Raw genomic sequence first — 19,998 nt, 5'->3', positions numbered from 1 at the left:
CTTTAAAACGGTACTTTTGAGTTAATACTGAAGGAATGTGATATCAAATGACTGATCTCGCCAATGAAATTCTGCCAGTCAATATTGAAGACGAGTTAAAAACGTCCTACTTAGATTATGCGATGAGCGTAATTGTTGGACGTGCATTACCAGACGTGCGTGATGGTTTAAAGCCAGTTCACCGTCGCGTTTTGTTTGCAATGAACGAGCTTAGTAATGATTGGAATAAACCATATAAAAAATCGGCACGTGTTGTCGGTGACGTAATTGGTAAATACCACCCCCATGGCGATAGTGCGGTTTATGACACCATAGTCCGTATGGCCCAGCCATTCTCTTTACGTTACATGTTAGTAGACGGCCAAGGTAACTTTGGTTCTGTCGATGGTGACTCAGCCGCTGCAATGCGTTATACCGAAGTACGTATGGCAAAAATGTCCCATGAACTATTAGCCGATCTTGAAAAAGAGACCGTTGATTTTGTACCTAACTATGATGGTACTGAACAAATCCCTGATGTGTTACCAACTAAAGTGCCTAATCTTTTAGTTAATGGTTCGTCAGGTATAGCTGTGGGCATGGCAACAAATATACCGCCACATAATTTATCTGAAGTTATTAATGGCTGTTTGGCGTTAATTCAAAACCCAGACCTAACTATTCATGAGCTAATTGAATACATTCCTGGTCCAGATTTCCCAACTGCGGCAATCATTAACGGTAAAAAAGGCATCGAACAAGCCTATTTAACTGGCCGTGGTAAAGTATATATTCGTGCCCGCGCTGAAATTGAAGTGGACGAAAAATCAGGTCGTGAGACCATCATCGTTCACGAAATTCCTTATCAAGTAAATAAAGCACGTTTGATTGAAAAAATCGCCGAGCTTGTAAAAGATAAGAAAATCGAAGGTATTAGCGCACTACGTGATGAATCAGATAAAGACGGTATGCGTATCGTTATCGAGATCAAACGTGGCGATGTAGGCGAAGTTATTCTTAATAACCTGTATGCACAAACACAGCTTCAAACAGTGTTTGGTATGAACATGGTTGCTTTGATCAATAACCAGCCTAAATGCTTTAACCTAAAAGAAATGCTTGAAGCGTTTATTATTCACCGTCGCGAAGTGGTAACACGTCGTACAGTGTTTGATTTACGTAAAGCCCGTGACCGTGCTCATACCCTTGAAGGTTTAGCAATTGCACTTGCGAATATCGATCCGATTATTGAATTAATCCGTAAGTCACCTACCCCAGCGGAAGCTAAAGCGGCATTAACTGCACGCCCTTGGGAGTTAGGTAACGTTAAGTCGATGCTTGAAAAAGCGGGTGAAGCAAACGTTGCACGCCCTGATTGGTTAGCGGATGACTTAGGTATTCGTGACGGCCAGTATTATATTTCTGAGCAGCAAGCTCAGGCTATTCTTGACCTACGCTTACACAAGCTGACAGGTCTTGAACATGAAAAAATCTTAAACGAATACCAAACGTTGTTAGATTTAATTGCTGAGTTGTTACACATCTTGGCATCACCTGAGCGTCTAATGGAAGTTATTCGTGATGAGCTGGTTGAAATTAAAGACCAATATGGTGATGAACGCCGTACAGAAATCAATGCGGCTGCACACGATATTAGTCTTGAAGACTTGATCAATGAAGAAGATGTTGTTGTTACCTTGTCTCACGAAGGCTACGTGAAGTATCAGCCATTATCTGATTACGAAGCGCAGCGTCGCGGTGGTAAAGGTAAATCAGCAACCAAGATGAAGGATGAAGACTTCATTGAGCGTTTATTGGTTGCCAATACCCACGATACTATTTTGTGCTTCTCAACAGCAGGGCGCTTGTACTGGCTTAAAGTGTATCAATTACCGCTTGCAAGTCGTGCGGCACGTGGTAAACCAATCGTTAACTTGCTACCACTTGAAGCTGATGAACGTATTACCGCTATCTTGCCGGTACGTGAATACGAAGAAGATAAATACATCTTCATGGCAACTGCATTTGGTACAGTGAAGAAAACACCACTAACTGCATACAGCCGCCAGCGTGCTAGCGGTATCATTGCGGTAAACCTTAATGAAGGTGATAGCTTAATTGGTGTTGATATCACCGATGGCAGCAACGAGATCATGCTCTTCACCGATGCTGGTAAAGTTGTACGCTTTAAAGAAGCCGAAGAGACAGCGGTTGTTGATGAAAACAATAACCCAGTGCTTGATGAAGATGGTAACCCTGAGATCCGCTTTAAAGGTGTGCGCCCAATGGGTAGAACCGCAACGGGTGTCCGTGGTATCAAGATGGCCGATGACCAGCGTGTTGTATCCTTGATTGTTCCTAAAACGGATGGTGCTATTTTAACTGTGACTGAAAACGGTTATGGTAAACGTACTGCACTTGAAGATTACCCATCTAAGAGTCGTGCAACACAGGGGGTTGTCTCGATTAAAGTGAGTGAGCGTAATGGAGCTGTTGTCGGTGCTGTGCAAGTGGACGACAATGACGAAATCATGATTATTTCTAATCGTGGTACGCTTGTTCGTACACGTGTAAACGAAGTTTCTACCGTTGGGCGTAATACTCAAGGTGTTATTTTGATAAGAACTATTGACGAAGAGCAAGTAGTTGGTTTACAACGTATCGAAGAGATCGAAATCGATGAGCTTGACGCTATCGAAGGCGAGAGCGAAGAAATAGCCGAAACGGTTAATGAAGAAGCAGGTGATAATCCACCGGTGGAATAACATTACTAAATAAAAAAGCGGCTTTGGCCGCTTTTTTTTTGTTATAAACAAATACGACTAATTTGTAAAAATAACTTAGTATCAGATAATTAAATTACTGGAATGAGGAAAGGTAATGAGTATATATAATTTTTGTGCAGGCCCCGCAATGCTGCCGCCAGCTGTGATGGAAAAGGCACAAAAAGAATTTGTTGATTGGCAAAATTTAGGTGTATCGGTGATGGAAATTAGTCACCGTAGTAAAGAATTTTTAGCATTAACTGAAAAGTGTGAAGCTAGCCTACGTCGTTTAATGAATATCAGCGATGAGTTTGAAGTACTGTTTATGCACGGTGGTGGCCGTGGTCAATTTGCAGCTGTGCCTTTAAACTTACACTTAGATGATAAAACCGCTGTTTATTGTGAAAATGGTGTGTGGTCAAAAGGTGCAGTTGCTGAGGCCGTTAAGTTTACACAAGTTGAAGAACTTGATGTTCGTAATGATACAAACGAGCAATTTTCAATTAAGCCAGTAAGTGAATGGGAATTTCCAAAAGACCCTTCATATATTCATTATTGCCCAAATGAAACCATTGATGGTATTGAAGTCTTCGATGTACCAAGCCACCCAACAGCCCCGATTGTTGCTGATATGTCATCGACGATTTTGTCTCGCGAATTTGATGTCGAGCAGTTTGATTTAATTTATGCCGGTGCGCAAAAAAATATTGGCCCATCTGGTCTGGCAATTGTCATCGTGCGTAAAAGTTTGCTTGAACGTCAAGGCCTAGCAAAACCGGGGATTTTTGATTATGCCCTGGAAGTTAAACAAGGCAGCATGTATAACACGCCGCCAACGTTTGCTTGGTATTTAGCTGCTGAAGTATTTGAGTGGCTAGAGCAAAATGGTGGGGTAAAAGCCATGGAACAGCAAAATATAGCTAAAGCTGAGCTTCTGTATAATTTTATTGATGAATCAAGTTTTTATAACAACAAAGTAGCAAAGCACTGTCGCTCCCGCATGAATGTGCCATTTTGGCTAAATGACGAAAGCTTAAATGAGCAATTTTTAGCTCAAGCTAAAGCCGCGGGTTTACTTGCATTAGAAGGGCATAGAATTGTCGGTGGTATGCGCGCCAGTATCTACAACGCAATGCCCCTTGCTGGTGTTAAAGTATTGGTTGATTTTATGGCAAAATTTGCACAGGAGAATAGCTAATGGAGCAGTTACGCCTCGAGCCCATCTCTTGTGTAAATGGCAGTGTGACATTGCCAGGTTCTAAAAGTTTATCAAACCGTGTGTTGTTACTTGCCGCACTTGCACAAGGTACCACCGTTGTTGAAAACTTACTCGATAGTGATGATATTCGTCACATGCTCGGCGCACTTAAATTATTAGGTGTTGATGTTGAGCTTAATGACGATAAAACAGTTGCAACCGTGCATGGTGTAGGGGGCAAGTTCTTAACTCCTAGCGAACCATTATTTTTAGGTAATGCGGGCACCGCATACCGTCCATTAACGGCTGTTTTAGCGGCAGTTACTGGCGAATATGAGCTAATTGGTGAACCGCGCATGGAAGAGCGACCAATCGGCCACCTTGTTGATGCATTAAAAGCCTTAGGCGGCGAAGTTACTTATTTAAAGCATTTAGATTACCCGCCTCTTAAAATCACCGGCGGTCAAATTAATGGCGGTAATGTAGAAATTGATGGCAGCATTTCCAGCCAATTCCTTACGGCATTATTGATGGCTGCACCCTTGTTTAACGGTGACACTACAATCAGCATTAAAGGCACACTGGTGTCAAAACCTTATATTGATATCACATTAGATGTCATGGCACGCTTTGGTATTGATGTTAGTCATGATAATTATCAAATCTTTAAAGTGAAAGGTTCGCAGCAGTATCAAGCGGTTGAGCGTATAATGGTGGAAGGAGATGCGTCTTCTGCCTCATATTTTGTAGCAGCCGCTGCAATAGCTGGTGGTGAAATTGAAATTAAGGGTGTTGGTGCAAAATCCGTTCAAGGGGATATTGGTTTTGCTAAAGTCATGGAGCAGGTTGGTGCTCAAATTGATTGGTATGACGAGCGCTTAGTGGTACGTAAAGGGCAGTTAAAAGGGGTTGATATTGACGCCAACGCCATACCAGATGCGGCTATGACCCTTGCAACCGTGGCATTATTTGCCGATGGCCCGACTGCGATTCGTAACATTTATAATTGGCGAGTGAAAGAAACCGACAGACTGTACGCGATGGCTACAGAGCTTCGAAAAGTCGGCGCTGAGGTGGTTGAAGGGGAGGATTTTATAGAAATAAATCCGCCTACTGAGTTTAATGATGTTGCCATTGATACCTATGATGATCACCGAATTGCGATGTGTTTTGCCATGGTTGCAGTGGGTGGAAAGCCAATTACGATCAACGATCCTAAGTGTACATACAAAACATTTCCAACATTTTTCGATGTATTGGCATCTGTAAGTAAATAGTTACACAGTGAAAAAATAAAAACTTACATACAAAAAGCGGATCTATTTGTAGAACTGACGTATAATATCGCGGTTTTATTTTGGTGTGCATTGCAGGAGGTTTTAAATGCAGGCGTTATTAATGCCCGTAATCACCGTTGATGGCCCAAGTGGTTCAGGTAAAGGAACTGTTTGTCGCTTGTTAGCCGATAAATTAGGATGGGATGTACTAGATAGTGGCGCGATATATCGTGTGTTATCACTGGCTGCACTTCATCATCAAATTGCATTGGACAACGAAGAGGCTTTGGTGCCTTTAGCTGCCAATCTGGATGTACAGTTTTTAGTTGATAGTCAAACTAATGCCGGAAAAGTCATTCTTGAAGGCGAAGATGTATCAACCACCATTCGTAACGAAGAAGTGGGTGCTGCAGCATCTAAAGTTGCTGCACTGCCGCGAGTTAGAGAAGCATTACTTCGTCGTCAACGTGCATTTCGCACTGAGAATGGCTTAATTGCGGATGGCAGAGATATGGGAACTGTGGTGTTCCCTGATGCGCCATTAAAGATTTATTTAACCGCTAGTGCGCAAGAACGTGCCCGTAGACGCTTTGTTGAGTTGAACGAACGTGGTCTTGATGTTACACTAGGTGGTCTATTAGAAGACATTCAAGCTCGTGACGAGCGCGATATGAATCGTAAAGTTGCGCCGCTTGTACCAGCAGAAGATGCCATTGAGCTTGATACTAGTGAGCTCAATGCACAGCAAGTATTTGATAAAGTTATGACTTTATTGGATGCAGCAATTTCTGAAGGTAAGCTTCCTAACAGAAAGTAAACACATTTTACATGCACCAGCAGGATGCCAGTGCTATTTTAACAACCCCATGCAGCATGGTTGCTTATTGGTAATTAATATATGAGACGTATATTCGTATGTCAGAAAATTTTGCGCAGTTATTTGAAGAAAGCCTAAAGGGTTTTGAAGCAGAGCAAGGCTCTATTGTTAAAGGTACAGTTATCTCAATCGAGAACAACATTGTACTTGTAGATGCTGGTCTTAAATCAGAAAGTGCTATCCCTGCAGAGCAATTCAAAAATGCTGCTGGTGAACTAGAAGTTGCAGTTGGCGACGAAGTAGATGTTGCACTAGATGCAATCGAAGACGGTTTCGGTGAAACTATCCTTTCTCGTGAGAAAGCGAAGCGTCACGAAGCGTGGATCCGTCTTGAGAAAGCATGTGAAGAGCAAGAGACTGTTACTGGTGTTATCAACGGTAAAGTTAAAGGCGGTTTCACAGTTGAAGTTGATTCAATCCGTGCTTTCCTACCTGGTTCACTTGTTGATGTTCGTCCAGTACGTGACACAACTCACCTTGAAGGCAAAGAGCTTGAATTTAAAGTAATCAAGCTTGACCAAAAACGTAACAACGTTGTTGTTTCACGTCGTGCAGTTATCGAATCTGAAAACTCACAAGAACGTGAAGAGCTTCTTGCTAACCTTGTTGAAGGTCAAGAAGTTAAAGGTATCGTTAAGAACCTTACTGACTACGGTGCATTCGTTGACCTTGGTGGTGTTGATGGTCTACTACACATCACTGATATGGCGTGGAAGCGTGTTAAGCACCCTTCAGAAATCGTTAATGTTGGCGACGAAATCGCAGTTAAAGTTCTTAAATTCGACAAAGATAAAACTCGTGTATCTCTAGGCCTTAAACAGCTTGGTGAAGATCCATGGGCAGCTATCGCTGGTCGTTACCCAGAAGGTTCTAAACTTTCAGGTCGTGTAACTAACCTTACTGATTACGGTTGCTTCGTAGAAATCGAAGAAGGCGTTGAAGGTCTAGTACACGTTTCTGAAATGGATTGGACTAACAAGAACATCCACCCTTCAAAAGTTGTTTCACTAGGTGACACTGTTGAAGTTATGGTTCTTGAAATCGACGAAGAGCGTCGTCGTATTTCTCTTGGTCTTAAGCAATGTATTGCTAATCCTTGGCAAGAATTTGCTCGTCTTCAAAACAAAGGCGACCAAGTTACTGGTAAGATCAAATCAATCACTGACTTCGGTATCTTTATCGGTCTTGACGGTGGTATTGATGGTCTTGTACACCTTTCAGACATTTCTTGGAACACGCCTGGCGAAGACGCTGTACGTGAATTCAAGAAAGGCGACGAAATCACTGCTATCGTATTGCAAGTTGACCCAGAGCGTGAACGTATCTCTCTAGGTGTTAAGCAAATCGAAGCTGACCCATTCAATAACTACCTTGATGCAAACAAAAAAGGTGCTATTGTTAAAGGTAAAGTGACTGAAGTTGATGCGAAAGGCGCAACTGTTGAACTTATCGAAGGCGTTGAAGGTTACATCCGTGTAGCTGATATCGCTCAAGAGCGCGTTGAAGATGCAACTACTGTTGTTTCTGTAGGCGACGAAGTTGAAGTGAAATATGTTGGTGTTGATCGTAAGAACCGCACTTTAAGCCTTTCAGTTAAAGCTCTTTTCGAAGCAGAAGAGAAAGAAGTACTAGAAAAGCTTAAGAAAGAAGAGCCAGTGTTTGAAAACGCAATGGCTGCTGCATTCGCTAATGCACAAAAAGACTAATTAATCAGTCTTAATTGGAAGGGCAGTGTTGCCCTTCCTTTATCTTTTTTTAAGGAAACGTTATGACTAAGTCAGAATTGATAGAACAACTTGCCGAGCAACATGTACACATTCCAGTGAAAGATGTTGAAAATGCTGTTAAAGAAATTCTAGAACAAATGGCCGGCTCATTATCAAACTCAGATCGCATTGAGATCCGTGGTTTTGGTAGTTTCTCATTACACTTTCGTTCGCCACGCACTGGCCGTAACCCTAAAACAGGTGATACGGTTGAATTAGATGGCAAACACGTACCTCATTTTAAACCTGGTAAAGAGCTTAGAGATCGCGTAAACGCGAGCATTGCCTAGTTACCAGTAGGAGTAGTTACTTGTTTCGGGTATTAAAAGTAATCCTGGTAGCAATATGCTTAATTTTTGCATTTGTACTTGGTTCGCAGAATCCGCAGTTGGTACAAATCAATTATATTATTGCTAGTAATACGTTACCCCTCGCAATGATAATAAGTATCTGCTTTGCTTTAGGTGTCGCAATTGGATGTTTTATAAGCTTTAAATTGTTTTCACAATTAAAGTGGCAAAATTACCGTTTGAAAAAGAAATTAGCGCCTGAAAAACACAATAATAAGCTTGTTGCTAATAAAGACACCTAACTATGATTGAGCTTTTGTTTTTACTTTTACCTGTTGCGGCTGGTTATGGCTGGATCATGGGTAAAAACAGTGCTAAAAACCAAGCTCATCAATTAAACCGTCAGATCACCTCTGAATACAGTAAAGGGTTGAAATTCTTACTCGACAGAGAAGAAGATCAAGGCCTTGAACACCTCATAAACTTACTAGAAGTTGCCGCCGATTCAGTTGAGCATTATTCAACTCTCGCGACCATGTTTCGCCGCCGTGGTGAGTTAGATCGCGCAATTAAAATCCATGAACTGTTGTTAAAGCATCCTAGCCTCAATGAGCAGCAAGCCGCTGCCAGTCGTTTGGAGCTTGCTGAAGACTATATTATGGCAGGACTACTTGATGGCGCTGAAGAGCACTTAGTGTGGCTTGTCAAAGCGGATCATAGTGAAGCACTAGAGCCGATTCTCACTTTGTATGCTCAAACCCGTGAGTGGGAAAAAGGCATCAATATGTTCGAAGCCCACGGCGAGTTATTTAATAAACCTCAGCACTTCAAAGCGATTGCCAATTTTTACTGTGAAGCCGCCTTACTTGAAAATGATCCGCAGATTATGCGTAAAGCGATTAGCCTCAACCAAAAAGCCATGAGGCCATTATTTGAACTTGGAAAGTCGGCTTTTGCGAAAGAAGATTATGTTAAAGCTATTTACTATTGGCGTGAGTTAATTACGAACTTTACCTTTTTCGCTCCATTATTTATTGACGACTTAGCATATAGTTACAGTCAGTTAAATTTAACCCATCAATTTCATGAACTGCTCGAACAATTATTAGATAAAGGGGGTGTACTTATAAAAATTAAACACTGCCAAGCATTGTTGGAGCAAGGGCATACCGAGCAAGCAATTAAATTTCTAACTGATAGTTTAAAACGTCAACCTACCATTCGAGGTTTTAGTTTCTTATTACAGCTTCTTGCAAAACAAAACCAAGATATTAGAGAAGTACTGGATCAAATTGATAAATTGGTTACGTCTTATATTGCTACTAAACCTGACTTTCAGTGCCAGCACTGTGGTTTTACCAGCCACACAATATATTGGGTGTGTCCGTCTTGTAAGCATTGGGAAACTATAATACCAAGCCGTGGCATAGACGGTTTTTAATTTTACTTATTTTTTCATTTTTTTTAGGAAAGTTATGTCTCTCGAGAAATCAAAAAAAGTTCTTATCGCCCTTGATTATGATGATCAACAAACTGCACTTGCGTTTGTAAAGCAATTATCGCCTGATATGTGCCGCCTTAAAGTTGGCAAAGAAATGTTTACGTACTTTGGCCCGGCGTTTGTAAAAGAATTGATTGATTTAGGTTTTGATGTTTTCTTAGATTTAAAGTTTCATGATATCCCTAATACCGTTGCGAAAGCGGTTACTGCTGCTGCTAAAATGGGTGTATGGATGGTTAATGTTCACGCCAGTGGTGGCGTTGAAATGATGACTAAGGCAAAGCAAGCGCTGGAACAGTTTGGTGATAAAGCGCCCTTATTAATTGCCGTGACCGTTTTAACCAGCATGGATGAAACAGAGCTTAAGCGTTTAGGTGTAGAGAAAACACCTGCTGAGCAAGTAATCTATTTAGCTAAGCTTACAAAAGAGTCAGGCCTTGACGGGGTAGTGTGCTCAGCACAAGAAGCCAAGCAATTAAAAGCAGAGCTAGGTGAAGACTTCAAACTTGTAACCCCAGGCATTCGCCCTGCAGGCAGTGATGCGGGTGACCAAAAGCGTATTATGACACCAAAACAAGCCATTGATGATGGCAGTGACTACCTAGTTGTTGGCCGTCCGATCACTCAAGCCGCAGATCCAGTGTCAGTGCTTAGTGATATTAACTCATCTATTGCAGGATAGTGTAAGTTACATTATTTATAAATTATTTACAAAAGCGTGTTTTTTGCTATATTAGGAACGCGCTTTTTTGTTGTAAAAAATTTATGAAGTACATTTTTATCACTAGTTTATTATCTGTTGCTGTATTTATCGTAACAAAATACGGGTTTGCTGAAAGTCACTTTGATGAAACCACGCACATTAGTGATGCATATAACGAGTACCCTGTGGATTTAATTGATTTTAAGTTAACACTCGTGGATTATGTTCGACACGTTTGTGAGGAAAATGAAGAGACTCTCAAAGCGTTTGATAAGGATGTCAGTGATTGTATCAATAGTCACGCTAAAGCCAAGCAAGCCTGTACAGTTAAGGTTTTTCGCTTAGCACCAATGAAATTAAGTAGTCGCGATGAATTGATTCAATACTGGCAAGAATACAAAGAGTGTACCTTGCCATATTTAAGTATTGTAGGGTAACGGGAAAGTTTAATGCTCTTTTAGTCGAATAGACTTAGCTTCAATATCAATTAACCCTTGCTTAAACAAACCACCAATGGCTTTTTTGTAGTTTGCTTTACTGGTAGAGAAGACCTTTTTAATAAGCTCAGGATCTGATTTATCGCCTATAGCGAGAATACCACCTTCGTTTTTAAGCTTTTCCATGATCTTCTCACCAAGCTCACTGACTTTATCCATACCAGGTTTTTCTAAGATGACGTCAATTTTGCCATCTTCTCTGACTTTTTGAATAAAGCCTTTTAATTTTTGGCCGACAAATAAGTTCTTAAATACCATGTTATAAAACACAACACCAAAATGGGCTTCTTCAATTAATACCTTGTAGCCGATATCTGTTTTACCAGCGACAATTAAATTAACTTCCTGAAGGGCAGTGTATTGTGGTTCATCTTTTGATAGAAAACGATTAAAGTTGCTTGAGGCACAAATTCTTGAGCTAGCATTGTCCAAGTAAAGACGAACTAAGTAAGAGTGGCCTTCTTGCATGCGTGGTTTTTGTTCATTGAATGGGGCAAGTACGTCTTTTTCTAAACCCCAATCTAAGAAAGCACCAATGCTATTAATTTCTTTAACGCGAAGTAGGGCGTATTCACCCACTTGTGCATGGGGCTTTTTAGTAGTCGCAGTTGGCAAATTAGCATTATCGAGAAAAATAAATACGCTGATACTGTCACCAGCTTCTAGTTCATGTTTAATCTCGTGACTAGGTAAAAAAACTTCACCTAGATCATGGCCATCAAGGTAAGCACCTTCATTACTCACTTCGTTTACAAATAAAGTTTGGGTTGTACCAAGGTAACTCATAATTATTCCTGCTCTGGCTTTTTACGACGACGCATTGGAGCATCACCATCAATATTTAAAGGTGCTTTAATTGGTGCTTGTGGTTTTTTCGGCTTAGCTTTACGCTTAGGTGCAGCTTTAGCTTTTGGTTTTACTTTATCATTAACTTTATTCAGTACTTGTGGTTTTTTATCTCGCAAGCCTTTAAATTTACCCGTTAGACCTTCAACAGTATGAAATGCTAATTCATCATTTAAAAATGACTTAATTGCTTTGTAACTAGGCCAATCTTTTGGACCCACTAGAGAAATGGCTGTGCCTTTAAATCCAGCTCGGCCAGTACGGCCAATACGGTGCACATATTCTTCCGCGTGTTTGGGTAAATCAAAATTAATCACATGGGTGACGCTTAATAAATCTAAACCACGCGAGGCAACATCCGTGGTAATTAACACTTTAAAGTTTTCTCTGCTGAAGGCATCCATGATTTCAAGGCGTTTACTTTGTGTTAAATCGCCAGCAAGCGCCTGTGCTTTTAGCCCTTTACTATTTAACAGCTCACTTAATCGTGCTGTGTCTGAGCGAGTCGCCGTAAAAATAATACACTGACCAACCTCTTCTTGTTTAACAAAGTGCTCTAATAGCGCTTCTTTGTGATCTAAGTGATCAGCTAAATATAGGCTTTGTTTAATATCAGAGTGCTGCTCATTGGCGGCACTGAGTAATATTTGTTTTGGCTTTTTGAGTAAATTACGTGATAAGGCATCAACTTGTGCATGATCCAGCGTTGCAGAAAATAACAACGTTTGACGTAAACGATGATTAGCCAACTCATTAATCATTTTAAGTTGTTCTGTGAAACCAAGATCAAGAATACGGTCAGCTTCATCGAAAATTAATAACTCTAAACCACTTAATTGCAGTGAGCGCTGGGTTAAGTGATCGGCTAAACGGCCCGGTGTGGCAATAACAAAATGGGGGTCATTTCGCAGTGCTTTTATTTGGTCATTAAAGTTTTCACCACCGAGTATCTTAACCGCTTTGATATTGGTACCGGCGATAAGTAATCTCAGTTGAGTAAAAACTTGTGTAGCAAGCTCTCTAGTTGGAGCAACAATTAAAACACGAGGGTCACGTTTACTGAGCGCTTTTTGCTTCATTACGCGTTGAACTGCTGGTAATAAAAACGCTAAGGTTTTACCAGAGCCAGTTTTAGATTGAGCAAAAATATCATGGCCTGCCAATGCGGTAGGCACTGCATGTGCCTGAATATCAGTTGGCTGAGTGATGCCTTGATGGGCAAGTTGAGTTTCAAGGCGCGTATCTATGCCAAGATCAGTAAAGTGCAAAGTGTGTATCTCCAAATGAGTAATTTAAATCTTCATAAATCTGAGGGCTATTATAGCTTAGTCAAGGTGGTTGCTCACAGTAAAAACCCGCTAATCATTAGTTTTTTTGCATTTAAATTGAAAAAGCGTAAAATATGCGCCCCAATGCGCCGGATTTACGATTCGGTTTTTTTAAAAAGCAAAATTAGGAACCTCCATGACTGCCATTCATAAAGATAATGTCACCAGTGCGCACTTTGTTGTGTGTGCTCTTTATAAATTTGTTTCGCTACCTGAGTTTGAAGCACTTCGCCAACCGTTATTAGCTGTAATGGAAAAGAACGAAGTACGCGGCACGTTGTTGCTTGCTGCTGAAGGCATTAATGGCACGGTTTCAGGCAAGCGAGAAGGTATTGATAACGTGTTAGCTTGGCTGGATAGTCAACCTCATTTAGACAACATAGTAACGAAAGAATCTTATGATGACGAATGCCCATTTTACCGTACTAAAGTGAAGTTAAAAAAAGAAATAGTCACTATGGGAGTTGAGGGGGTTGATCCACTTAAAGTGGTGGGCAGTTATGTTAAACCTAAAGATTGGAATGCGTTAATTTCAGATCCTGAGGTTATCTTAGTTGATACCCGTAATGATTATGAGATTGAAATTGGCACTTTTGAAAATGCCATTGATCCGAATACAAAAACTTTTAGAGAATTTCCGCAGTGGGCAAAAGAAAATCTTGATCCGAGTAAACATAAAAAAGTAGCTATGTTTTGTACCGGTGGTATTCGCTGTGAAAAATCAACTGCGTATATGAAAGAGCAAGGTTTTGATGATGTGTACCACTTGGAAGGCGGTATTTTAAAATACTTAGAAGAAGTGCCAAAAGAAGACACCATGTGGAAAGGCGAGTGCTTTGTTTTTGACAACCGTGTAGCGGTTGATCACGATTTACAAAAAGGCTCTTACGATCAATGTCACGCTTGTCGTATGCCTATCACTGAAGAAGAGAAATTAAAAGCTGAGTATATGGAAGGGGTATCGTGCCACCATTGTATCGATGATGTGACTGATGAACAGCGTGCACGATTTGCTGAGCGTCAAAAGCAAATTGAACTTGCCCAAGCACGAGGTGAGGGACATATAGGTAATGAAGCACAAGCAGTGTTACAAAAGCGTAAAGAAGCTAAAAAAGCGCAAAAAGACGCTCAGCGTAATAAATAAAGTGTAACCTTGTTAGCGTCTTTAAGAATTTATAAGAAACCCCAAGTAGTTGGGGTTTTTTATTATCTGAGTTTTAATGAACAAATCCCTAGTGGTAGTAACTGATATGCTGAAAGAAGCGCACGGTAATATCTTGACGCTCTTTATTTATGGCAAGGGGATCGACCATGTTGCGGATAACACTTTCCACTTTATTCATGAAGCGACCATGGCCTATGCCTTGCTCATCATTTTCATTCGCTACAATAATGAAATGCATGGTCTCAACCAGTTTTTGATCATCAAAATGATGACTGTATTGAGTTGTTGATTCATTTGTTGCAAAGCTAAGTTTTTGCAGCTCACTGTTAACGTCATTTTTGTCTATTTTGCTATTACGAATAATTGGCATACAGCCATTAGCCACCATGGCCGCAATCTGTAGTTGCTTTGTTTCACATTGGTTGATCAACATTGTATAAAAATGCTGATAAAACTCTGAGTAATTATGCTTATTAAGCAAGTGTTGGAACTGGGTTTTGATTGTGCGCGTTACCGGGATTTTAAAAGTCGCGTAGGTCATTTCATTATGTTGCTCGGGTAAAGTGCATTGGCGGCTTTGATAGCGCTGATATAACCCTCTTAGTTTGTATCCATAGCTTTCTTTTGTTCCCTTTGCCTTAGCAAAAAGATCATAAGTGAGGTGTTGATGATCCCGTAATTTGAATTGCTGCTCATCTTTTAAAAGAGTGTCCTGTAAAGAAGCAAGCACCTTTTTAAAATTGGCGTGAAATATTGCACTATTAGCGCGTAAGTCATCGCCTGTTGCTAAAAATAGAAAACGAATTTTTTTACTCGCTTGCTCAGTATCATAAAAGCATTTATGAGCTTCATGGTAGCGTGGATTATAAAAAAACAAAATCTGTTTATTGGTTTGTAAACAATAGGATTCTTCATGGAACCTGACAATCGGTAATTTATCATTGGCAATCAGATGCACGTTATGCAACTGGTATTCATCGCACAGTGCAAACAATTGTCTTGCAAGACGTTCATAACATTGCCCAGGGTTTTCAAACTGTGCATACAATGAATCACTGGGCTTAAACTCAGCCAATATATATTGATTTGCTCTGGCTGTGGTTGGTATGTATACGCGGTGTTGTGATAGTGAAGCCATATTTATTTCCCTAATAATGTTTCGTTTCTGGCGCCACTGTAGCGTGTTTGAATGACTCTTTTATTGCGCTAGAACAAAATTATTGTATTGTTGATAAATTATTTAATGGCTAACTTAAATGTTTAAAAATAGCTTTATGTAGGTTAATTAGTTGGATTTTAGTCATGCGTTCTAAAAGAGCAGTGGGTGCTAATATGGACTACTTAATAGTGAGCGATACCTTTTCACTAACCAGCATAAAAATAATGCTTTGCTAAATTGCTTTTAATGTAGACGGTACTCGCATATTGGTAAGGTTTGGGTATAATGCAGTAGTTTTATTACCATGCACTTATGTGAGGATTGTACTCCTATGGCGGAAATTGAGAATCGCCCAAGTAATTTTATTAGAACCCGTATTGATGAAGATTTAGCATCTGGTAAACATGCCACAACGCATACTCGTTTTCCACCAGAACCTAATGGTTTTTTACATATTGGTCATGCAAAATCTATCTGTTTAAATTTTGGTATTGCCCAAGATTATAATGGTCTTTGTAATTTACGTTTTGATGATACTAATCCAGAAAAAGAAGACATCAATTATGTAAACTCTATTAAAGAAGACGTGCAATGGTTAGGTTTCCAATGGGATGGTGAAATTAACTACTCATCTAACTACTTTGATGCACTGTATGGTTACGCTGTTGAGCTAATTGAAAAAGGACTTGCTTATGTCTGCTTTCTAACAGCAGATCAAGCTCGTGAATACCGTGGTACACTAAAAGAGCCGGGTAAGAATAGTCCAACTCGAGATACATCACCTGAAGAGAACCTGGCGTTATTTGAGAAAATGCGCAATGGTGAGTTTAAAGAAGGTGAGTGTGTTTTACGTGCTAAAATTGACATGGCAAGCTCATTTATGGTGCTTCGTGATCCGATTATTTATCGCGTCCGTTTTGCCCATCATCATCAAACCGGTGATAAGTGGTGTATTTACCCGATGTATGACTTTACGCACTGTATTTCTGATGCGCTAGAGGGTATCACCCATTCATTATGCACACTCGAGTTCCAAGATAATCGCCGCCTATATGATTGGGTACTTGATAATATAAGCCTAGAATGCCACCCACAGCAAATTGAGTTTTCTCGCTTAAATCTTGAATACACGATTATGTCTAAGCGTAAGCTAAATGACTTAGTGGTAAATGGTCATGTAGAAGGGTGGGACGATCCCCGTATGCCGACTATTGCAGGCTTACGTCGTCGTGGTTATACGCCAGCATCTATTCGTGAGTTTTGTTTACGCATTGGTGTTACTAAGCAAGAGAATATGGTTGAAATGGGGATGCTTGAAGCATGTATCCGTGAAGACTTAAATGAAAATGCGCCACGGGCAATGGCTGTGCTTGATCCTGTTAAAGTTGTGATAGAAAACTTTGATTCAGGTACTGAAACATTATCTGTTGCTAATCACCCGAATAAAGAAGAGATGGGGCGTCGCGATGTACCATTTACTCGTGAACTTTATATCGAGCGTGAAGATTTCCGCGAGTCAGCTAATAACAAGTTTAAACGTTTGGTACTTGATAAAGAGGTACGTTTACGTGGTGCATATGTTATTAAAGCTAATCGTGTTGAAAAAGATGATGCAGGTGAAATTACCACTATTTATTGCACCTATGATCCAGAAACACTTGGTAAAAACCCAAGCGATGGGCGTAAAGTAAAAGGGGTTATTCATTGGGTTTCAGCTACTGATGCACTGACAGCTGAAGTACGCTTATATGACCGTTTATTTAATGTACCAAACCCTGCTGCTGCAGAAGATTTTGCTGCTACACTGAATCCTGATTCATTAGTAGTTTTACCGAACGCAAAACTAGAGCCATCACTTGCAAAAGCGGCACCAGCTCAAGGTTTTCAGTTTGAACGCACAGGTTACTTTAGTCGCGATACTAAATCTGACACAGTCGTGTTTAATCAAACTGTGGGTCTGCGTGATTCATGGGCAAAAATAGAGCAGAAATAATTCTGCTCTTTAAATAATAGATACAAAAAAACCTGCTTTAAGCAGGTTTTTTTTTGCTTATAAATCCAATGTTATTGGTTGTCAGCAAAAGCTTTACAGGCTTCAGTGTCAGTACACTCGCCGTAAAGATAAAGAGAGTGGTTTGTTAGCTTAATACCATTGGCTTCAGAGATTTCAATCTGGCGACGTTCAATTAAGTCATCTTCAAACTCAACAACTTTTCCACACTTTAAGCAAACTAGGTGGTCATGGTGAGTGCTACCTGATAGTTCAAAGACAGATTTTCCGCCTTCAAAATGATGACGTGTTACAATACCCGCATCATCAAATTGGTTTAAAACACGGTATACTGTTGCAAGACCAATTTCTTCGCCTAGGTCCAAAAGAATTTTGTAAACATCTTCAGCGCTGATGTGTTGGTTATCTGGAGATTGTAAAATCTCTAAAATTTTGATACGCGGTAAAGTTACTTTTAAACCGGCTTTTTTTAATTCCAAGTTGTGATCAGTCATTAAATCTGTCTCAATTTTAATTTGGTTATACTAGTACACCTAAATAGGTGTGCACGACACATTAGCAACGTTAAGAATAACGCGCAAAGAGTCTAAGTGCAAAGAACAATTTAAATAAACCTACTGAAAGCTTAAAAGCTAAACAAAACAACAATAAAAAAGCATCATTTGATGCTTTTTCAATTTGTTAGTCAGCAAGTTCGCTTAGGCACATTTCGTCATAAACTTGTGCTGCCCACGCTTTTACACGTTGCTCGGTTAGCTCAGGTTGGCGGTCTTCATCAATACCTAAACCAACAAAGTGAGTGTCATCTGCCATGCCTTTAGACGCTTCAAAGTCGTAACCTTCAGTAGACCAATGACCGACAACAATAGCACCGCGCTCAGTGACTATGTCATTGATCATACCCATTGCATCCAAGAAATACTCAGCGTAGTCTTCTTGGTCGCCGCAGCCAAAGATAGCAACGAGTTTGCCGTCAAAGTCAATTTCTTCAAGTTCTGGGAAGAAGTCATCCCAGTCACATTGCGCTTCACCATAATACCAAGTAGGAATACCAAATAAGATTAAATCAAATTCAGCGATCTCTTCTTTTGAGCTTTTCGCAATATCATGCACAGCCACTAACTTTTTACCCAATTCTTTTTGGATCATTTTAGCTACGTGTTCTGTGTTACCTGTGTCACTTCCGAAAAAAATACCTACACTTGCCATGGATTTAAAACCTTTTATCTATCAATAGCCAATCTTTCTTGTAAAATCGTTTCAATCAGCGCACTACGGCTAATATTTTGTGCATCGGCCATATCGCTTAATGCTTGATATAACTGCGATGAAACTTTAAATTCAACACGCTTTAAACCACGTGCTTTATCTCTTTTTATTTGATTACGTTTATTAACCTTTAATTGAATATCCCGAGGAAGCGGGTTTGTCTTAGGTCTACCGGGACGCTTTTCGTATTCAAATAAATCGAGTGTTGTTCTATCTGTTTCTGATTTCGCCATGGTTAGTTATCCTACACCTGCGCCTTGCCAAAACACTTGAATAAGTCCTTTAGCTATAAAACCAGAACAGCCTAAAAAAAGTACAAGCCATACTATGTAACGACCAAATTTAGGCACGCTGCCACGTTTTAGTACATCTTGAATAGCCATGCCGATAAAAAAGAACACACCGGCTAAGCCAAAATACAACCCAAGGGTATCAAATTCGTTAATTAACTGACTGACCATCAACGTATAACCTTTAAATTAAACGGCGCGTACTATAGCACAATAAAAATTAATAATTTAGTGCGCACTAGCAAAAACCGCGATTAAATTTAGGGCTAGTCAGCAAGTAAAAAATCACTGATTGATTTATTCACCGCTTGGGGCTTTTGGGCATGAAGCCAATGGCCTGCACCGTGAATAATTTTCGCTTTTGCGTTTTTAAAGCGAGTCATAATTGCCTCTTTATATTCAGGCAATATGTAATCAGAGTCATTACCCTTGATAAACAAAGTATCGCATAAACAAGAATCATTTGCTTTAATATCTGATAAAATATTTTCATAGCAGTTACTAAGCACATCTAAATTGAAACGCCACGTAAGTTCACCTGCTTGATCTTTAGCTAAACTTTTCAGTAAAAATTGTCGTACACCGAGTTCTGCTATGTCTTGTTGCATAAGGGTATCAGCGTGTTTTCTATCCGCTATTGGCTGACTTGCTACATTTTTAAGTGCTTTGAAAATGCTTGTATGGCGTGCTTGGTAGGCGACAGGGGCAATATCAAGAACCACTAAACGGTTGACCTTGTCAGGAAACAAGTGGGCGACTTGCATGGCAACCTTGCCACCCATAGAGTGGCCAACAAAATGAGCGCTGGTGATATTTAAATGTGTCATTAACGCTATGATGTCTTCACTCATGCTAGCATAGTCCATAGTCTCGCTGTGTGGTGAGCGGCCATGGTTGCGCAAATCTACATTGATGACTAAAAAGTTTTCTGCCAGTGCCTTGGCAATTACATTAAGGTTCTCAAGTGAACCAAATAGACCATGAATAAGAATGACAGGCGAACCTTGCCCTAATTGTTTATAATTTAATAGCATGCTGGTCTCCTTTAAAAGTGTGCTTAGTTTGCCTAGTGAAATA

Annotated in this window: 20 protein-coding genes; 12 read left to right on the top strand and 8 right to left on the bottom strand. The window is 40.2% G+C overall.

Annotated features, from left to right (window positions below; translation table 11 throughout):
- The first annotated feature begins 47 nt into the window (after positions 1 to 47).
- The 10 genes from gyrA to NQT69_RS02020 all read left to right on the top strand — a co-directional run bounded on the left by gyrA (position 48) and on the right by NQT69_RS02020 (position 10,793).
- A complete protein-coding gene (gyrA, locus tag NQT69_RS02065) occupies positions 48 to 2,744 on the top strand; it encodes a DNA gyrase subunit A (protein ID WP_256826049.1) in 2,697 nt (898 codons plus the stop codon).
- Between the two features lie 115 nt (positions 2,745 to 2,859).
- Entirely contained in the window at positions 2,860 to 3,942 is a 1,083-nt protein-coding gene (gene serC / locus NQT69_RS02060; protein WP_256826048.1) for a 3-phosphoserine/phosphohydroxythreonine transaminase, read from the top strand.
- Positions 3,942 to 5,219 carry a 3-phosphoshikimate 1-carboxyvinyltransferase gene (gene aroA / locus NQT69_RS02055; RefSeq protein WP_256826047.1) on the top strand — a complete coding sequence of 426 codons (1,278 nt, stop codon included), beginning with the start codon at positions 3,942 to 3,944 and terminating at the stop codon, positions 5,217 to 5,219. Before serC ends, aroA begins: the two co-directional genes overlap by 1 nt.
- A 106-nt stretch (positions 5,220 to 5,325) precedes the next feature.
- A complete protein-coding gene (cmk, locus tag NQT69_RS02050) occupies positions 5,326 to 6,036 on the top strand; it encodes a (d)CMP kinase (RefSeq protein ID WP_256826046.1) in 711 nt (236 codons plus the stop codon).
- Positions 6,037 to 6,134: 98 nt separating this feature from the next.
- Positions 6,135 to 7,802, top strand: coding sequence for a 30S ribosomal protein S1 (rpsA, locus tag NQT69_RS02045; protein WP_256826045.1), 1,668 nt, complete (start codon positions 6,135 to 6,137; stop codon positions 7,800 to 7,802).
- Between the two features lie 62 nt (positions 7,803 to 7,864).
- On the top strand, positions 7,865 to 8,152 hold the full coding sequence (ihfB, locus tag NQT69_RS02040) for an integration host factor subunit beta (RefSeq protein ID WP_256826044.1): 288 nt from the start codon (positions 7,865 to 7,867) through the stop codon (positions 8,150 to 8,152).
- A 20-nt stretch (positions 8,153 to 8,172) separates the two neighbouring features.
- Entirely contained in the window at positions 8,173 to 8,454 is a 282-nt protein-coding gene (locus NQT69_RS02035; protein WP_256826043.1) for a lipopolysaccharide assembly protein LapA domain-containing protein, read from the top strand.
- A 2-nt stretch (positions 8,455 to 8,456) separates the two neighbouring features.
- Positions 8,457 to 9,593 (top strand): lipopolysaccharide assembly protein LapB, encoded by a 1,137-nt coding sequence (gene lapB / locus NQT69_RS02030; protein ID WP_256826042.1) that lies wholly within the window; start codon positions 8,457 to 8,459, stop codon positions 9,591 to 9,593.
- 34 nt (positions 9,594 to 9,627) lie between these two features.
- Complete coding sequence (gene pyrF, locus NQT69_RS02025; RefSeq protein WP_256826041.1) at positions 9,628 to 10,335, top strand: orotidine-5'-phosphate decarboxylase; 708 nt, start codon at positions 9,628 to 9,630, stop codon at positions 10,333 to 10,335.
- An 83-nt stretch (positions 10,336 to 10,418) separates the two neighbouring features.
- Entirely contained in the window at positions 10,419 to 10,793 is a 375-nt protein-coding gene (locus NQT69_RS02020) for a hypothetical protein (RefSeq protein WP_256826040.1), read from the top strand.
- Positions 10,794 to 10,802: 9 nt separating this feature from the next.
- On the opposite strand, the gene NQT69_RS02015 is transcribed toward NQT69_RS02020, so the two are convergent.
- Both NQT69_RS02015 and NQT69_RS02010 read right to left on the bottom strand, forming a co-directional pair.
- Entirely contained in the window at positions 10,803 to 11,639 is an 837-nt protein-coding gene (locus tag NQT69_RS02015; protein ID WP_256826039.1) for a CvfB family protein, read from the bottom strand.
- A gap of 2 nt (positions 11,640 to 11,641) precedes the next feature.
- Positions 11,642 to 12,967: a DEAD/DEAH box helicase gene (locus NQT69_RS02010; protein ID WP_256826038.1), complete on the bottom strand. Its 1,326-nt coding sequence runs from the start codon at positions 12,965 to 12,967 to the stop codon at positions 11,642 to 11,644.
- A gap of 196 nt (positions 12,968 to 13,163) precedes the next feature.
- On the opposite strand from NQT69_RS02010, the gene trhO reads away from it, so the two are divergent.
- On the top strand, positions 13,164 to 14,171 hold the full coding sequence (trhO, locus tag NQT69_RS02005) for an oxygen-dependent tRNA uridine(34) hydroxylase TrhO (RefSeq protein WP_256826037.1): 1,008 nt from the start codon (positions 13,164 to 13,166) through the stop codon (positions 14,169 to 14,171).
- Positions 14,172 to 14,259: 88 nt separating this feature from the next.
- On the opposite strand, the gene NQT69_RS02000 is transcribed toward trhO, so the two are convergent.
- On the bottom strand, positions 14,260 to 15,330 hold the full coding sequence (locus NQT69_RS02000) for a DUF3083 family protein (protein WP_256826036.1): 1,071 nt from the start codon (positions 15,328 to 15,330) through the stop codon (positions 14,260 to 14,262).
- Positions 15,331 to 15,682: 352 nt separating this feature from the next.
- Here NQT69_RS02000 and glnS point away from each other — a divergent pair, with 352 nt between their 5' ends.
- The gene (gene glnS / locus NQT69_RS01995; RefSeq protein WP_256826035.1) at positions 15,683 to 17,344 is read left to right on the top strand and encodes a glutamine--tRNA ligase; all 1,662 of its coding nucleotides are present in this window, start codon (positions 15,683 to 15,685) and stop codon (positions 17,342 to 17,344) included.
- 71 nt (positions 17,345 to 17,415) lie between these two features.
- On the opposite strand, the gene fur is transcribed toward glnS, so the two are convergent.
- From fur to NQT69_RS01970, 5 genes are all read right to left on the bottom strand, one after another.
- Positions 17,416 to 17,856: a ferric iron uptake transcriptional regulator gene (gene fur / locus NQT69_RS01990; protein ID WP_256826034.1), complete on the bottom strand. Its 441-nt coding sequence runs from the start codon at positions 17,854 to 17,856 to the stop codon at positions 17,416 to 17,418.
- A 187-nt stretch (positions 17,857 to 18,043) separates the two neighbouring features.
- Entirely contained in the window at positions 18,044 to 18,571 is a 528-nt protein-coding gene (gene fldA / locus NQT69_RS01985; RefSeq protein ID WP_256826033.1) for a flavodoxin FldA, read from the bottom strand.
- Between the two features lie 14 nt (positions 18,572 to 18,585).
- Positions 18,586 to 18,864 (bottom strand): LexA regulated protein, encoded by a 279-nt coding sequence (gene ybfE, locus NQT69_RS01980; RefSeq protein ID WP_058558703.1) that lies wholly within the window; start codon positions 18,862 to 18,864, stop codon positions 18,586 to 18,588.
- A gap of 6 nt (positions 18,865 to 18,870) precedes the next feature.
- Positions 18,871 to 19,092, bottom strand: a complete 222-nt coding sequence (locus NQT69_RS01975) for a DUF2788 domain-containing protein (protein WP_256826032.1) — start codon at positions 19,090 to 19,092, stop codon at positions 18,871 to 18,873.
- Positions 19,093 to 19,187: 95 nt separating this feature from the next.
- Positions 19,188 to 19,955: an alpha/beta fold hydrolase gene (locus NQT69_RS01970; protein WP_256826031.1), complete on the bottom strand. Its 768-nt coding sequence runs from the start codon at positions 19,953 to 19,955 to the stop codon at positions 19,188 to 19,190.
- Positions 19,956 to 19,998: the final 43 nt, after the last annotated feature.

It is taken from the genome of Pseudoalteromonas shioyasakiensis (assembly GCF_024518675.1).
GTDB lineage: Bacteria > Pseudomonadota > Gammaproteobacteria > Enterobacterales > Alteromonadaceae > Pseudoalteromonas > Pseudoalteromonas shioyasakiensis_B.
This window is presented reverse-complemented; position numbering and strand designations above follow the sequence as displayed.

Coding starts and splice junctions, on each gene's coding strand:
- gyrA (WP_256826049.1), top strand. CDS start 48: ATGACTGATCTCGCCAATGAAATTCTGCCAGTCAATATTGAAGACGAG.
- serC (WP_256826048.1), top strand. CDS start 2,860: ATGAGTATATATAATTTTTGTGCAGGCCCCGCAATGCTGCCGCCAGCT.
- aroA (WP_256826047.1), top strand. CDS start 3,942: ATGGAGCAGTTACGCCTCGAGCCCATCTCTTGTGTAAATGGCAGTGTG.
- cmk (WP_256826046.1), top strand. CDS start 5,326: ATGCAGGCGTTATTAATGCCCGTAATCACCGTTGATGGCCCAAGTGGT.
- rpsA (WP_256826045.1), top strand. CDS start 6,135: ATGTCAGAAAATTTTGCGCAGTTATTTGAAGAAAGCCTAAAGGGTTTT.
- ihfB (WP_256826044.1), top strand. CDS start 7,865: ATGACTAAGTCAGAATTGATAGAACAACTTGCCGAGCAACATGTACAC.
- lapB (WP_256826042.1), top strand. CDS start 8,457: ATGATTGAGCTTTTGTTTTTACTTTTACCTGTTGCGGCTGGTTATGGC.
- pyrF (WP_256826041.1), top strand. CDS start 9,628: ATGTCTCTCGAGAAATCAAAAAAAGTTCTTATCGCCCTTGATTATGAT.
- NQT69_RS02020 (WP_256826040.1), top strand. CDS start 10,419: ATGAAGTACATTTTTATCACTAGTTTATTATCTGTTGCTGTATTTATC.
- NQT69_RS02015 (WP_256826039.1), bottom strand. CDS start 11,639: ATGAGTTACCTTGGTACAACCCAAACTTTATTTGTAAACGAAGTGAGT.
- trhO (WP_256826037.1), top strand. CDS start 13,164: ATGACTGCCATTCATAAAGATAATGTCACCAGTGCGCACTTTGTTGTG.
- NQT69_RS02000 (WP_256826036.1), bottom strand. CDS start 15,330: ATGGCTTCACTATCACAACACCGCGTATACATACCAACCACAGCCAGA.
- glnS (WP_256826035.1), top strand. CDS start 15,683: ATGGCGGAAATTGAGAATCGCCCAAGTAATTTTATTAGAACCCGTATT.
- fur (WP_256826034.1), bottom strand. CDS start 17,856: ATGACTGATCACAACTTGGAATTAAAAAAAGCCGGTTTAAAAGTAACT.
- fldA (WP_256826033.1), bottom strand. CDS start 18,571: ATGGCAAGTGTAGGTATTTTTTTCGGAAGTGACACAGGTAACACAGAA.
- ybfE (WP_058558703.1), bottom strand. CDS start 18,864: ATGGCGAAATCAGAAACAGATAGAACAACACTCGATTTATTTGAATAC.
- NQT69_RS01975 (WP_256826032.1), bottom strand. CDS start 19,092: ATGGTCAGTCAGTTAATTAACGAATTTGATACCCTTGGGTTGTATTTT.
- NQT69_RS01970 (WP_256826031.1), bottom strand. CDS start 19,955: ATGCTATTAAATTATAAACAATTAGGGCAAGGTTCGCCTGTCATTCTT.